This is a genomic window from Actinomadura sp. GC306 (assembly GCF_004348665.1).
Lineage (GTDB): Bacteria > Actinomycetota > Actinomycetes > Streptosporangiales > Streptosporangiaceae > Spirillospora.
Genome location: NZ_SMKM01000178.1, coordinates 1 through 14141 on the forward strand (window position 1 = coordinate 1; position 14141 = coordinate 14141).

General features: G+C 70.1%; 10 protein-coding genes. 6 read left to right on the forward strand and 4 right to left on the reverse strand.

The genetic code is table 11. The features are described 5' to 3' along the window. Window positions 1-419 precede the first annotated feature (419 nt). Window positions 420-1076, forward strand: coding sequence for a DUF559 domain-containing protein (locus E1200_RS22405; protein WP_131954029.1), 657 nt, complete (start codon window positions 420-422; stop codon window positions 1074-1076). A gap of 363 nt (window positions 1077-1439) precedes the next feature. Beyond that, the gene (locus E1200_RS22410; protein WP_131954030.1) at window positions 1440-1937 is read left to right on the forward strand and encodes a pyridoxamine 5'-phosphate oxidase family protein; all 498 of its coding nucleotides are present in this window, start codon (window positions 1440-1442) and stop codon (window positions 1935-1937) included. Window positions 1938-1950: 13 nt separating this feature from the next. On the opposite strand, the gene E1200_RS35255 is transcribed toward E1200_RS22410, so the two are convergent. From E1200_RS35255 to E1200_RS22430, 4 genes are all read right to left on the reverse strand, one after another. After that, window positions 1951-2688 carry a hypothetical protein gene (locus E1200_RS35255; protein ID WP_131954031.1) on the reverse strand — a complete coding sequence of 246 codons (738 nt, stop codon included), beginning with the start codon at window positions 2686-2688 and terminating at the stop codon, window positions 1951-1953. A 35-nt stretch (window positions 2689-2723) separates the two neighbouring features. Beyond that, on the reverse strand, window positions 2724-7580 hold the full coding sequence (locus E1200_RS22420; protein ID WP_131954032.1) for a DNA repair ATPase: 4857 nt from the start codon (window positions 7578-7580) through the stop codon (window positions 2724-2726). A 95-nt stretch (window positions 7581-7675) separates the two neighbouring features. Continuing rightward, complete coding sequence (locus tag E1200_RS22425) at window positions 7676-9697, reverse strand: flotillin family protein (RefSeq protein WP_131954033.1); 2022 nt, start codon at window positions 9695-9697, stop codon at window positions 7676-7678. Window positions 9698-9764: 67 nt separating this feature from the next. Next, the gene (locus tag E1200_RS22430; RefSeq protein ID WP_131954034.1) at window positions 9765-10439 is read right to left on the reverse strand and encodes a hypothetical protein; all 675 of its coding nucleotides are present in this window, start codon (window positions 10437-10439) and stop codon (window positions 9765-9767) included. A gap of 487 nt (window positions 10440-10926) precedes the next feature. Here E1200_RS22430 and E1200_RS22435 point away from each other — a divergent pair, with 487 nt between their 5' ends. The 4 genes from E1200_RS22435 to E1200_RS22450 form a co-directional block, all read left to right on the forward strand. Next, entirely contained in the window at window positions 10927-11949 is a 1023-nt protein-coding gene (locus E1200_RS22435) for a sulfotransferase (RefSeq protein ID WP_131954035.1), read from the forward strand. 454 nt (window positions 11950-12403) lie between these two features. Next, window positions 12404-12661 (forward strand): acyl carrier protein, encoded by a 258-nt coding sequence (locus E1200_RS22440; protein ID WP_131954036.1) that lies wholly within the window; start codon window positions 12404-12406, stop codon window positions 12659-12661. Next, entirely contained in the window at window positions 12661-13284 is a 624-nt protein-coding gene (locus E1200_RS22445; RefSeq protein WP_131954037.1) for an SGNH/GDSL hydrolase family protein, read from the forward strand. The genes E1200_RS22440 and E1200_RS22445 overlap by 1 nt, the downstream gene beginning before the upstream one ends. 74 nt (window positions 13285-13358) lie before the next feature. Continuing rightward, window positions 13359-14141: SGNH/GDSL hydrolase family protein (locus tag E1200_RS22450; protein ID WP_165950417.1), on the forward strand; the 783-nt coding region annotated here is incomplete at its 3' end.

Here is a 14141-nt window from a genome sequence, read left to right on the forward strand (position 1 = left end):
CCCCTCACCCCCACCCCCCGTCTCCGTTGACTTGCGGCGTGTTGCCCTTATGGAGCGCTCCATAAGGGCAACACGCCGCAACTCAACGGTCTGGGTCAACGATCTGGATACGAGTTGGACGCCGTTTGTGAACGGGTGGGGTTGTGGATCGCCTCGGGACGTAGAAACTTGAGGTGAAAACTCCCCGAGAGGTGCCCGATAATCTGAGAAAACGGCCATTTCGGGTCGCGGAAGCTCAGCGCATCGGGGTTACTGCCAAAGAACTCCGCTCCTCGCAATATCGTCGCATATTCTACGATGTGTACGTAGAGTCTGAACTTCCCGATAGCGTCGAGCTTCGCTGTGACGCGGCGAAGCTGCTCCTTCCGTCCGCCGCGGTGTTCTGCGGTGTGACGGCCGCCCGGCTCTACGGCGTCCCGGTGCCTGACTGGGACATGCGCATCCATGCCGCCGTCCCGTCCGTCAAGCCAACGATCCCCCGGATCAAGGACCTACGCGTGCACAGCTACAGCATTTCGCCAACGCGTTTGCGGATGCGGGACGGCCGGCAGGTGGTCGGCCCGGAACGGCTCTTCCTCGAACTCGCGGCGGCAGTACCGCGCGTGGACCTGATCATCGCCGGCGACCACATGCTGCGGCACGGGCTCACGACCCGGCCGCATCTCAACAACTTCCTCAACAAAGACGGCTACAGGCGCCGCGGGGTCAGGCGCGCCAGGTGGGCAATGCCGCACCTGGACGAGAAGAGCGACTCGCCGCCGGAGACGAGGTTGCGGATGCTCATCGTGGACGCGGGCCTCCCGCGTCCCACCGTCAACCAGGACGTCGTCACCGAGCGAGGCGTCTGGCTCGCCCGGCCGGACCTCTCCTACCCGGAGCTCAAGATCGCCATTCAGTACGAGGGCGCCCACCACCAACAGGACCACAAGCAGTACAGCTACGACATCGAACGTGACGGCCGCCTGATCGAGCACGGCTGGATCGTCATCCGCGTCAACAAGGACGGCCTGTTCGGCAACCCGACAACCGTCCTCAACCGCATCCGAAAGGCAATAGCCGACCGCTCTCGCGCCTGACCCCGTCCGTCGTGGACGTCTCCCTGCTTGGCAGTGACGTCTGGTCCATGGGGCACGGGATCGCGGCGTCGTGGTGGCTCGGGCGGCCGATCGAGGCGGGTCCGCCACCCCGTTGACTTGCGGCGTGTTGCCCTTATGGAGCGCTCCATAAGGGCAACACGCCGCAAGTCAACGAACCGGGGGCGGGCTGCCGGTCGGGCCCAACGGGTGGTGGTGTTGGGGGGCCGTCATCCGTCCGCGCCTCGGCGGAAACGTTCTCGGGGTGGCTGGTCAGCTCGGCTAGGTGTCGAGAACCGGGGGACGGCTTCGTCCCAGGGGCGATGGCGGCCGGCGAGGGGCCGTCCGGACGACGGAGGAGTGATCATGGAGCAGCGCGAGGTCTACGAAATTCTGGGGCGGCCGTTGAGTCGGGAGTTGTTGGGGCGTGATCTGGCTCGGCTGGCTTACGTTGCTGAGGACGGGACGCCGCGTAACGTGCCGATCGGGTTCACCTGGAACGGGGCGGAGATCGTCATGTGCACCGCGACGAACGCGCCCAAGCTCCGGCATCTGCGGGCCAACCCGATGGTCGCGCTGACCATCGACACCGAGGTTCACCCGCCGAAGATCCTGCTGATCCGGGGGCGCGCCGAGCTGGACCTTGTTGACGGCATTCCGGACGAGTACCTGCAGATGAACGGCTCGTACGAGATGACGCCTGAGCAGCGGGTCGAGTGGGAGGCGGGGGTTCGCTCGCTCTACGAGGCCATGGTCCGGATCGTCGTGACCCCGACGTGGGTGAAGCTGATCGACTTCGAGACGACGCTGCCGACCGCGGTCGAGGAGTTGATGCGGCGGCAGCAAGAGCGGGCGGGAGGCTGATCGAGCCGGTCGCTCAGCTCGGTGTGGGCTTCGTACGGCGGTTTCGGACGGTGATGATGCGGGCTGCTGCGGTCATGGCGGCGGCGATGGGGAGCCAGACGGCCAGGGTCGTCCAGAAGTTCTCGCCGCCGGCGCTGACCAGGAGCGGGGAGAACAGCCCGGCCAGGAACAGCGCGTAGGCCAGGCCCAGGGTGGCGACCATGCCCGGCGTCGGCTCCGGGAAGGCCCGGCGGCGCAGCAGGCGCCAGGTGCTCGCCGCCGCCATGAGCACGCCGCTCGGGACGAGGATCAGCGCGCCGATCAACACCCGGGTGCGCATGTCGGCCGGCGCGGCGTTCGTTCGCTGGGAATCGCCCCCGGCCGCGATCTCGGTCAGCCTGCCGCGCCAGACCGTGCCGGTGACCCGGTCGCCCTCGTCCAGGGTGTTCAGGACGGGGCCCCGGTTCGGATAGGACGTATCCCACCTGTCGCCGTCCGCGTCCATGAGCACCGCGCTGTCTGACTCGTTCTTCTTGTGGGTCAGGTGGAGGGCGGACACCGTGAAGTCGGTCGTCCAGCGGCAGTCGGCCGGCTCTTGCGGAGGGGACGGGCAGGGGGGCGCCGACTCGTAGGCGCGTAGGTCGCGGTCTCCGTTCGGGGCCTCTGCGGCCAGGAGCCCGGCGGCCAGCACCACCAGTCCGACGCCGGCCAGCAGGTTGAGCAAGGTCATGACGATGTTGTCGAGGATGCCGCGCAGGGAGAGATGAGCCATATCATGGTTCCGGTCGGTGGATCTGGGCGGTGCCGTCAGCGGGTGGTCCGGAGCGCCTCTTCTATGGCGGTCAGTTTGTCGGCCAGGTGGAGGAGGGCGCCTACTGAGGGGTCTTCCTGGTTTCCGGCGAGGGTTTGGGTGCGTTGGTAGGCGGTCTTTATCTCCGTCCAACGGGTCTGCTGGACGGGCGTCAGGGTGCCGCGTAGTTCGGCGAGCTTGAGCATGTTGGCTTCGGCGTCCGAGGTGAGGGTCTGCGACTCGGCGCGGTAGTGGTCGTCTATGGCCGCCTCCAGTTCGGCTGCGTTCATTACCGGCAGGACGCGCTCGGCGAGTTTGTTCATGTCGCGGTAGGAGCCCTGTAGGCGGAACGGGGGCTCGGTGCGGGCCGAGTCGTCCTGGGCCGCAGACGCTATGTAGGCGCGGTTGACCGTCAGGACCACTTGCTGGACGTGGAGCAGCTTCCCCAGGACGGAGAGGATCTCGTCCAGTTCGGCCTGGGAGTACGGGTGGGACAGGCGGTCAGGACGCACGGTTTCGTCACCTGACGCCATGCGCACCAGGAGTTCGATGTCCGCACGGTCGTGGTTCGTCAACGGCGCCAGGACGGGGTTGGACGTCAGCGCGTTCTCGATGTAGCTGAGTGCGAACAGGTCGTCCTTCCCAGAGAGCACGTCGCCCAGGTTCCACACGTCGGCGCGGTTGGCGAGCATGTCCGGGATGCGGAAGCGCTGCCCAGACTCGGTGTACGGGTTGCCGGCCATGCAGACCGCGAACCGCTTGCCGCGCAGGTCGTAGGTGCGCGGCTCGCCGTCCTTGACCCCTTCAATGCGGCGCTGGGCGTCGCACAGGGGAATGAACTTCTGCAGGAGCTCCGGTGAGGTGTGCTGGATGTCGTCCAGGTAGAGCAGAACGTTGTTGCCCATGTCGAGAGCGAAATTAATCTTCTCGACCTCCTGCCGGGCGGTGGCATTGGGCGCCTGGGCCGGGTCAAGGGAAGTGACGTCGTGGCCAAGGGCAGGGCCGTCCACCTTGACCAGGGCCAGGCCCAGCCGTTCGGCGACGTACTCCATCAGGGTCGTCTTGCCGTAGCCGGGCGGGGAGATGAGCAGCAGCATCCCCATCTGGTCGGTGCGCTTGCCCTCGCCGGTCGTGCCGAGCTGCTTGGCGAGGTTGTCGCCGATCAGCGGCAGGTACACCTCGTCCACCAGCCGGTTCCGGACGAACGCGCTCATCGTGCGGGGCGTCAGGCCCGCGGTACCTAGCCGCTTCTCCTCCGCTGCGATGAGGTCGTTCCGCTGCCGCTGGTACGCGCGGAAGGCCGGGACGCGCTCGGTGCGGAAACGCTGCGTGCGGGCGAGCAACTCGTCCAGGCGGAGGTCGAGGTGGCGGTCGGTGATGCGCGGGTGGTCGCCGAGCAGGTCGTCGATCGTCGCGGTCAGGGCGGCGGGGGAGTCGTAGCGGGCGGACGCGCAGAGCAGCGTCGCCGCGGCCTCCGGGACGTCGGCGCCGTCCGCTCCCGTCCCGAGGTAGGAGCGGAGCCACGCCTCCGCCAGCTGGTGCCGGGCGGCTAGGGAGCCGGCGCCGCGCAGGTCGTCGTCCAGCGCGTCCTCCCCGAGCGTCTCCCCGAAGCCCTTGAGCAGCGTCCGGGCTCCCTGGCTGGTGACGAAGCCGTCCGGGGCGGTGGCGAGTTCCTCGATCAGGTATTCGGCGGTGAGCGGGTCCGGCGCGGCCAGGCCGGTGTGCTCGGTGAAGGCCGTGATGGACGCGGCCAGCTCCGCCGTCAGGTCGGCCAGGGCGTCGGTGCGGCCGAACGCCTCGCGGGCCCGGACGAGGGAACGGGCGCGGGTCGCCCAGGTGGCGTGCCCGGTCTCGTCCACCCCGTGCGTCCAGAAGAGCTGGGCGGTGGCGCGGGCCGGGCCGGGGTAGCGCAGCAGGCCCGCGTCGGTGCGCAAGCGCAGCAGCGTCTCCAGGATGCGGGCGGCGTCGTGGTCGTGGACGCCGCGCTCGTACCCCTCGTCGTAGCGGTCCGCGGCCGCCTCCCGCACGAGGGTCAGCAAGCGGCCGTCATCCGCGGCCCGGCGGAGCCTGGCGAGATCGGCGTCCGCGAGGATGGACGTGGCCAGGTACTCGGCGCGGTACGTTTCCGCGGTTTCCGAGACGAGGGTCTGGTTCCACAGGTGCCGGGTCGCGGCGAAACCCTCGTCGCGGACGCGGGCGCGGTAGTCGGTGCCGGTGATCGCGAACGCGACCGTGTCGCGGTGCGGGACGAGGGTCAGCTCGATCGGACGGGTGTTCACCGCGAACCGGTGGCGGCCGAGGCGGATCGACCCGCCGTCGTCGCCGTACAGGTCGAGGCGGTCGCGCAGCGCCCGGCCGGCCTCCTGGCGGGCGGCCTTGACCCGGCCGTCCAACTCCTCGGCGCGGACGCCGTCGTCCAGGGCGCGCAACTCGTCGGCGATGCCGCGGAGCCGCGCCACCATCGGGTCGGTGGCGAAGTAGGTGTTGACCTCGTCCGGCGACCTGAGGGCCGCGGCGCGGCGGCGGACGCCGGACAGGATGCGGCCGGACGACTCCACGAGCCGGTCGGTGCGGCGGGTGCGCTCGTCCAGGAGCGTCTGCTTCCGCGACGAGAACGCCTCGTAGACCTCGGTGCGCTTCGTCTCCAGCTCGGCCAGGAAATCGTCCAGCTCGCCGAACCGGGCCTGCAGCGTCTCCAGGCGGAGGAGCAGGCGGCCTAGTTGCTCGTCGCAGCCCTCGGGGGTGGCGGCGCCGGCGAGCGCCCCCGTGATGGACTGGTCCAGCAGGCCGAGTTCGGCGGCGAACTCGGCGCGGCCCTCGCGTCCCAGCAGGTCGCGGCGCCGGCCGTCCAGGACGGCGCGGGCCCGGTTGAGGCCGCCGAGGACCTCGCCCACCCGCTCCAGGATCGCGGTCCGCGCGGTCGCGTCCGTCAGGTCGAGGTCGCCGACGACCCCGGTGACGACCTCCAGCCCCTCGTTCTGCGCGTCGAGGAGGTCGGCGAGCGGCACGGCCTCGGCGGCGGTCTCGATCGCGTGCGCCGCCTCGGTGATCCGCTCGACCTCGGCGTGGTAGCCGGTAAAGGCGTCCTCGCGCTGGAGGAAATCCACGGCGCCCTGTCCCGCGCCGCGCAGTTCCGCGACGACGGTCTCGGACAGCTCGTCGATCCGACCGAGGTCGATGTACCGGACGTCGCGCAGCGTCTCCAGGTGGCCCTGGGCGCGGCGGAACTCGGCGAGCCGGCCGATCCAGCCGTCTGCGGTCGACGGCGGCTCGGCCCGCGCACGGCGAACCAGCGCCGCGATGTCGTCGGCGGCCTCGGAAACAGCGGCGACCGCCTGGTCGGTGAGCGCGCGGACCTTCTCGTACTCGTCCAGCACCTGGCCCGCGGTCGAGCGGACGTCGGCCAGTGGCGCGGCAACGTCCCCGAGGTCGTCGTCGGCGAGCCAGTGGTAGAGGTCGGCCGTCCGCGTGCACGCCGAGATCAGCGCCTCGAACACGCGGGAGGACGGCGACATCTCGTCCACCATGCGGGTGACGGAGAGGCACTCGGAGATGCCGCGGACCAGGTCGGCGTTCCCGACGCGCTCCAGCGGGCCCGTCCCCACGGGCTGTGCGGCGGCGTGCGCGTCGGAGACGAACGGGCTCCGCCAGATCTGCATCGGGTGGACGCGGGCGGGCTCCTCGGAGAAGGCCCGCATCACCGCGAGCGTCCCGTCCTCGAACAGCGAGTACCCGTGGCAGGTGATCGGTGTCGTGACCTGCTTGCGGATCACGTTGTACGGCAGGAGCAGCGACCGCCCGTCCTCCCGTGAATGGAACACGTAGAGGACGTCCTCGCCGTTGGGGGAGCGGACGACGCGCTCGTACTCCAGGCCCCTGACGTCGGTGTCGAACGTCTTCGCCGCGCCCGTGTCCAGGTAGTAGCCGCCCGGGAAGATGATGCCCTGGTCGTCCGGCAGCCTCCGGCACGCCTGCGCGATGCCGTCGAGCCGCACGACCTCCTTGGTGCGGACGTTGAACACCAGGTGCCGCCACGCCGTCTCGTTGTACGGGCGGATGCGCAGCAGGATCAGCGCCCCGACCCGCGCGTGCAGGATGTCCGCGTCGGCGAGGGACTGCAGCGGCTCGTCCACCGGCTCGGAGTAGACGCCCGTCCCGGTGTCGGTGTTGTCCTCGATCTTGACGGTGAGCGTGCCGCCGATCGTCTCGACGAACACCTCGCCCTCGATCGAGATGTGCGGGTGCCGGCCGAGGACGTGGTCGTCGCGGGTGGTCTCCACCCAGTCGACGTCGTGCGCGGCGGGGAACGCGTGGTCGCGTTCGCCCTGGTTGTCCTCGTACACGACGGTGCCGTCCGGCGCGGTCCGCCAGCGCAGCACCCGCAGGTCCGACAGCCGCGGGCCGGTCTGGAACACCGCGAGCAGGCGGCCGTCCACCAGCCGGAGCTGCAGCAGCCGCGCCTGCCGGTAATAGCGGTACATGTCGGCGAAGTCGCGCTCGAAACGCGGGTCGTCCAGCAGGCCCGGCACCGCGTCCGGCCCGGCCGGGACGAACGCGATGCCGTCCCCGTCCCGCGTGAAGCGGTGCAGGGAGAACACGTCGCCGACCGCCGTCTCCGGTTTCAGCCCGAGGAAGACGTTGTAGCCGAACAGCATCACCCCGCCGAGCGCCACCACGTCCCGCGGGACGCAGTTGTGCGCCGTCCGGATCTGCTCGGTGCCCGCCAGCCGCAGCTCCGCCCCGCCGAAGACCTCCAGCCGCCGCGCGTTCAGCGCCTCCGCGCGCCGCGCCAGCTCCGCCGCGTGCCCGGCGAGCCGCGCCCGCAGCACCTCATACGTCCCGTGGTCCAGCTCCGCCCGCACGCCCTCGCTCACAAGTCACTCCCTTCGCTCCGCCTCCCGCGCGTTGACTTGCGGCGTGTTGTTGTTTTGGAAGGCCGGATAACAACAACACGCCGCAAGTCAACGGGTCAGTTGGTCGTCGTCAGTTCGGTTCCGTTCGGGCGGGGGAGGGGGGCGTCGGCCACGCCGAGGCGGCGGGCGGTGTCCAGGAGGTCCTGGAAGCCCGCCGCCTCGGGGCCGCCCGACTTGATCAGCCGCAGCAGCAGCGCGGACAGGGTCAGGTCGCGGACGCCGCCGGTGTCGACCGAGCCGAGCAGCTTCGCCATGTCGTCGGTGAAGCTGCCCGAGCCGTCCAGCCAGGGGCCGGCGACGGACCGCGCCACCTCGGAGTTCTGCACGAACCCGTCGACGCCCTTGCCGAGCGCGATGGACCCGACGAGCCGGTCGAAGAACACGCTGTCGCCGCCGACGATGCTGATGTCGGCCGACTCCAGCCCGGCCGCGACGAGGCTCGCCTGCGCCTCGGCGACCTGCCGCTGCACGTCGATACCGGCGAGCCGGACGTCCTTCTCCGCCTCCAGCCGCAGCCGGTACTCCTCGTGCTGGCGGGACGCCTCGTCCAGCGCGGCCATCGCGCCGGCCTTCTCGTTAAGGCCCTCCGCCTCGGCTCTGAGGGCCTCGCGGATCCGGGCGGCCTCGGCGAGGGCCTTCTCCCGCGCGACGGCGGCCTCGGCGCGGCCGACCTTCTCGATCGCCTCCGCATCCTTCTCGCGCACCTGGACCTCCGCCAGCCCGGTCGCGGCGGCCTCGGCCCGCAGCCCCTCGGCCAGCCGGATCTTCGCCTGCGCGTCCAGCTCGGCGGCCTCCTGCCGCGCCTGCGCCATCGTCAGCTCCTCGCGGGCGCGGTGCTCGGCGGCGGCCTCCGCGGCCTCGGCCGCCTTGATGTCCTTGACGAGGTTCTCCTGCGCCTCGGCCTCCGCCTGGATGATGACGGCCTGGCGGGTGCGCTCGGCCTCCTCGACCGTCCGGAGGCGCTTGATGTTCTCCTCCTGCTCGGCGACCGTCCGCTCGACCGCGATCCGCTCCCGCACGACGTTGGCGATCTCCCGCTTCTCCGCCTCGACCTCCTTGTCGGCGGAGATGCGCGTCAGCTCCGTCTCGCGCTCGCGGGCGATGACCTCCAGCAGCCGGTCCTTCTCGATCCGCTCGCTCTCGATCGCGAGGACGCGCTCCTTGTTCTTCGCGGCGACCGAGACCTCGCGCTCCTTGTTCTCGTGCTGGACGCCGAGTTGCTCGTCGGTGCGGATGTGCGCGGTCTGCGCCCGCAGCCGCTCCTCGGCCTTCACCCGCTCGATCTCCGCCTGCTCGCGTGCCCGGACGGTCTCGACCTCGCGCTCCTGGCGCAGCTCGGCGTCCGCCTGGCGGCGCTCCAGCTCCAGGATCGCCTCCCGCGCCTCGACGTTCTGGCGCGTGATCTCCTTCTCCTCGTTGCGGGCGTGCTCGTTGGTGCGGACGTGCTCGATCGCGGTCAGCTCGGTGATCTTCCGGATGCCCTGGGCGTCCAGGATGTTCGACCTGTCGAGCGACATCAGCGGCGTCTGCTCCAGGTAGTCGATCGCCGCGTCCTCAAGGCTGTAGCCGTTCAGGTCGGTGCCGATGACCCGGATGATGTGGTCGCGGAACTCGTCGCGGCGGGTGTAGAGGTCGGCGAAGTCGAGGTGCTTGCCGACGGTCTTCAGCGCCTCGGAGAACTTCGCCGCGAACAGCTCCTGCAGCGTCTCCTGGCCGCTGGCCCGCTCGGTGCCGATCGCCTGCGCGACCTTCACGACGTCCTCGACGGTCTTGTTGACGCGGACGAAGAACGTGATGCGGATGTCGGCGCGGATGTTGTCCTTGCAGATCAGCCCTTCCCGGCCGGTCCGCTCGATGTCGATGGTCTTCACCGAGATGTCCATCATCTCGGCCTTGTGCAGAACGGGCAGGACGATCGCGCCGGTGAAGGTGACGTCGACCTTCTTGTATTTGGAGATGATGAGCGCGCGGCCCTGGTCGACCTTCCGGAAGAGCTTCTTCACCATCAGGACGAGCCCGAGGGTGACGAGCAGGACGAGCGCGAGGAGCACACCGGCTCCCATGGTGATGACATCCATCGGAATCCCTGTCTGTCGGGGACTGCGGTCGCGGGGTCTCTGAGGCGCGGGGGTTGGAGCGCAGGGGCTAAAGGGCCGGGCGGTCGAGTGCCGTGTCGTGCGGCATGACCCAGAAGAACTGGCCGGCCGGGTCGAAATCGAAGATCAGTGCGGTGGTGCCGGCGGTGAGGGCGAGGTCCTCCGCGCCGTCCTCCGCCGCGGCCACGTCCATCGGGGGCCGCCGCACCTGGACGAGGGCGGACGAGCCGTCGGGCGCGGTGACCTCGGCCTGGCCGAAGTCCGGGCCGACCCGGCCGGTGCGGATGACGCAGGGCAGCCCGACGAACTGGCGCAGCGACGCCTCGACCGGGCGGCGCAGGAGGCGGCGCAGCGGCAGCACGGCCAGCCGCGTCCCGGCCCAGGCCGCGATCAGCGCCCCGGCCAGCACGAGGACGCGCGGGCCGGTGCCGGTGAGCAGCGCCGATCCCGCCAGGCTGACGAACCAGGCGAGCGCGATGAGCAGCGAGAGGACGACCGTGCCGGGGACGCCGCCGAGGCCGAGGAAGGCGAACCAGCCGGGGCCGGGCCCGTCCGGGTCCTCGGGGCCGGCGCCGGCCCCCGCATCGGCATCGGCGCCGGCCCCGAGGAGGTCGATGTCGAGGCCGCCTACCAGGACGAAGGCCCAGTAGCCGGCGACGACGAGGAGGGAGAAGGTGAAGAGGGCGGTGGGAAAACCGAACGCGACATCGAAGAACTCACCCATGTGAATGCACGCTTCCGCTGTGTGACGTCAAAGACCGTGCCGGAGCGCGCAGAAGGCGCGCCGGCCCGTGGGGAAAGGGGCCCGCGGGGAGATGGCCCGCGAGGGCGGAGGAAGGAAGCGGCTCAGCTATCTGGGAAGTCGTGCGCCCAGGCCATGGCGATCATGCCGTAAGGCGGGGCGGGGACGCGCGGCGACGGAGGCGGCGCGGTGATGAAGTGCCGTGGACTCATCTACCCCTCCTGGTCGCAGACGTGTGGTGTCTCGCCGACCAGACTTCCCGGCACACCGGTAGTTAACTTAGCTTATTTCTCGCTATAAGGGAAGTCTGTTGTGGGATGGTCGTCCACCATCGGCCGCTGACCTGGGCGTTCATCGCGAGGCCGCCGAGCCCTTGGACGTGGCGGGCCGGGAACCTTGGAGTAACTTTCAGCTTGCGTTGAGGTAGCGTTGGGTCCGCACTCAGGTATCCGCCGTATTTTGGCGCGCCATGACTCCGCAGACCAGCCGGCCGATCTTCATCATCGGCTGCCCCCGTTCGGGCACGACGCTGCTCCAGCAGATGCTGCACTCGCATCCGCGGATCGCCTTCCCGTCCGAGACCAGGTTCGTGCACACCTCGTACGAGGTGCGGCGGAGTTTCGGTGATCTGGAGCAGGAGGAGAACCGGCGCCGGCTGGCGGAGTGGATCGTCAAGGGCAAGGACACCAAGTTCCACGTCCTCAAGCTCGACCCCGGCAAGACGATCGAGGAGATCGTGCAGGCGCCGCCGACGCTCGGCTCGGCGCTGGCGGCCGTCTTCCGGGCGTACGCGCGCGAGCACGGCAAGCCGCGGTGGGGCGACAAGCGCCCGAGCTACTTCCGCCGGGTGCCGATGCTCCGGCGGATGTTCCCCGACGCCCAGTTCATCCACCTCGTCCGGGACGGCCGGGACGCCGTCAGCTCGCTGAAGAAGATGCCCTGGTACCACGGCGACACCTTCTCGGCGGCGCTCACGTGGCGGGAGGCGGTCGACACCGGGCAGCGGCTCGCCCGCCGGCTCGGCCCGGAGAATTTCTACGAGTTCCGGTACGAGGACCTCGTCGCCGAACCGGAGAGCGCGCTGCGGCCGCTGTGCGCGTTCCTCGGAGAGGAGTACGACCCGGCGATGACGAAGGCGTACCAGCACGCCCGGGAGACGGTGCCGTCCGCGCGCAAGTGGCACCTGCGGACGCACGAGGCGCCCAACACTCGCAACGTCGGCGCGTGGCGGGAGCGCTTGGAGGACTGGGAGGCCGATCTGGTCGAGCACGTCCTCGCCTCCCGGCTGCGCCTGCACGGCTACGAGTTGACGGGGGTGGCCCGCCCCTCGGCCGCGCACCTCACCAGGTACCACCGGATCGCGGCGCACCGGTGGCGGTCGCAGCGCGCCCACGACGCCCTGGACCGGCTGGCGCAGACCCGCGACCCCAATCCCGTGGCGTCCCTCCTCACCGGACCCGTGCCGGTGAAAGGCACCCCTGACCAGGCATGATTTCCCCAGGGAAAGCCATTTCTCCCTAATAGGGAAGAAGGACCTGACTCGTCCGTGATGGGGGAGTCTGGGGGGTTGTCCGAAATTCTCGTGGAACGTGCCGGGCCGTCGTGGCCGGCCGGATGCCCGTGCGGGACGGGCCTGCTGGGGAACGGCGCAGGTGGGGTGCCGTGGTGAGGTGCCGGGGGAGCGGCCGACCCACTGGGACGGACGGGGACAGGGGGATGCGGGCGCGCTTCCGGTGGGCCCCTTAACGGAAGTGGTTACTGATCGGTAACCTGGTGCCGTTTTACCGTCTCACTGACTTAATTTACGCAACAGAGACATGGTTGTGTCCGATCGTTCACATCGGGATCTGAGACACATCGTCTATTTGCCGGTATCTTGCGTGTTGCTCGTCTTCCGATAGCTATCGCGATTGATTCGATGATCCTTCTACATAAGGAGGAATGCGGTGACCAGATCGGAAACAATTTCCCACGACGAGCTGCAATCGTGGCTTCTTGACAGGATCGCCTTCTACCTCGACCGGCCGGCTGAAAACATCGATCCAGGTGTCGAACTGGCGCGCTATGGCGTGGACTCCGTCTACGCCATCAGCATCATCAGCGACATCGAAGACCACCTCCAGGTGGAGGTCGACGTGGCCGAGGCCCGGCGCCGGGAGACGGTGACGGCTCTCACCGACTACCTGCTCGAACTCGTCGCGTGATGGCCGACCGGCCGGGCGGCGGGCCCGTGATGGTGGTGCTCGGCGACAGCGTCGCCGAGGGGCAGAACGACCCGGACCCGGCCGGCGGGTGGCTCGGCTGGGCCGGCCGGCTGGCCCGTGAACTGGACGTTTCCCGCGAGGAGATGCTCAACGTCTCCGACCCGGGCGCGACGATCGAGGACGTGGTCGGCACCCAGCTGCCCATCGTCCGGGACCTGCGCCCGGAGCTCGTCGTGCTCGGCTGCGGGATGAACGACGCGCTGCGCGGGTTCGAGCGGCCGGCGGCCGCGGCCCGGCTGAACGAGCTGTTCGGCTGGGCCCGGTCCCGCGGCGCGATCGCGCTGGCGATTCCGGTGCCGCGGCCGCCGCTGCTCGACCTGTCCCCGATGTCGCAGTTCCGCAAGAAGCGAACGGTGCAGCGCATTCACGACTTCAACGAGGAGCTCGCCCGCGCCACCCGCGAGTTCGGAATACCGTTTCCCACGCGGGAAACGGTGGCGAAGGTCGCCGATCCCGCGATGTGGAGTGCCGATGGAATCCATCTGAATCCCGGCGGGCACGCATATGTGGCGGAGGTGATCGCGAACTTCGCACGAAGCCTGCTCCGCGAGCGGGCGATATGAGCTCGGGGGCCGAACCGCACAAGTCTGGGATTGAGATGAAGAGACCATTCACCTTCGCCCGAGTCCCCCAGTCGATGTTGCTGATTCCGCTCGCGCCGGTGCTCGCCGTCCAGGCATGGCGGACGGCCCGGCGCACGCCCCGGCTCGCACCCGCGGCCGGTGACGAGCACGGCTTCGTCCCCGGCACCGACCCCGGTGCCGGGCCCGCCTACCGGGTCGTCGTGATCGGGGAGTCGACCGCGGTGGGCGTCGGTGCGTCCAGGCACGCGCAGGCGCTGCCGGGCTTCCTGGCCGAGGCGCTGCGGGAACGGCTGCGGCGCAGCGTGTCCTGGTCGGTCAACGGCGAGAACGGCGCCACGGCCCACCGGCTCGCGACCGGGTTCGTCCCCGCCACCGGCACCGCGAACGGCACCGCGAACGGCACCCCGAACGGGACCACCGGCGACGGCACGCCCCCCGGGGGCGCGCCGCCCGGCGGCGCGTCCGGGGCACCGGGCGCGGACCTCGTGGTGCTGACCGTCGGGATCAACGACCTGATCCGGGGCCGCCCGATGCGGCGCTGGAGCGACGACGCGTCCCGTCTCATCGCCGCGCTGCGGGACGCCTACGCGCCCGCGACGCTCGTCGTCGCGGGCATGCCGCCCGTGCACAGGTTCCCGGCGATCCCGCAGCCGCTGCGGCTCGTCCTCGGCGCGCGGGCCCGGATCATGGACCGGATCCTGTGCGACGCGGCCCGGTCGCGCGGTGCGGTCCACGCCCCCATGGACGAGGCGATGGCGCGCGACCGGCGCCTCTTCGCGAGCGACGGCTTCCACCCGTCCCCCGACGGCTACCGGGCCTGGGCGGAGGACCTCGCC

Bases quoted from the DNA above. Each gene is read 5' to 3' on its own strand.
- E1200_RS22410 (WP_131954030.1), top strand. From the start codon at position 1,440: ATGGAGCAGCGCGAGGTCTACGAAATTCTGGGGCGGCCGTTGAGTCGG.
- E1200_RS22425 (WP_131954033.1), bottom strand. From the start codon at position 9,697: ATGGATGTCATCACCATGGGAGCCGGTGTGCTCCTCGCGCTCGTCCTG.
- E1200_RS22445 (WP_131954037.1), top strand. From the start codon at position 12,661: ATGGCCGACCGGCCGGGCGGCGGGCCCGTGATGGTGGTGCTCGGCGAC.
- E1200_RS22430 (WP_131954034.1), bottom strand. From the start codon at position 10,439: ATGGGTGAGTTCTTCGATGTCGCGTTCGGTTTTCCCACCGCCCTCTTC.
- E1200_RS35255 (WP_131954031.1), bottom strand. From the start codon at position 2,688: ATGGCTCATCTCTCCCTGCGCGGCATCCTCGACAACATCGTCATGACC.
- E1200_RS22435 (WP_131954035.1), top strand. From the start codon at position 10,927: ATGACTCCGCAGACCAGCCGGCCGATCTTCATCATCGGCTGCCCCCGT.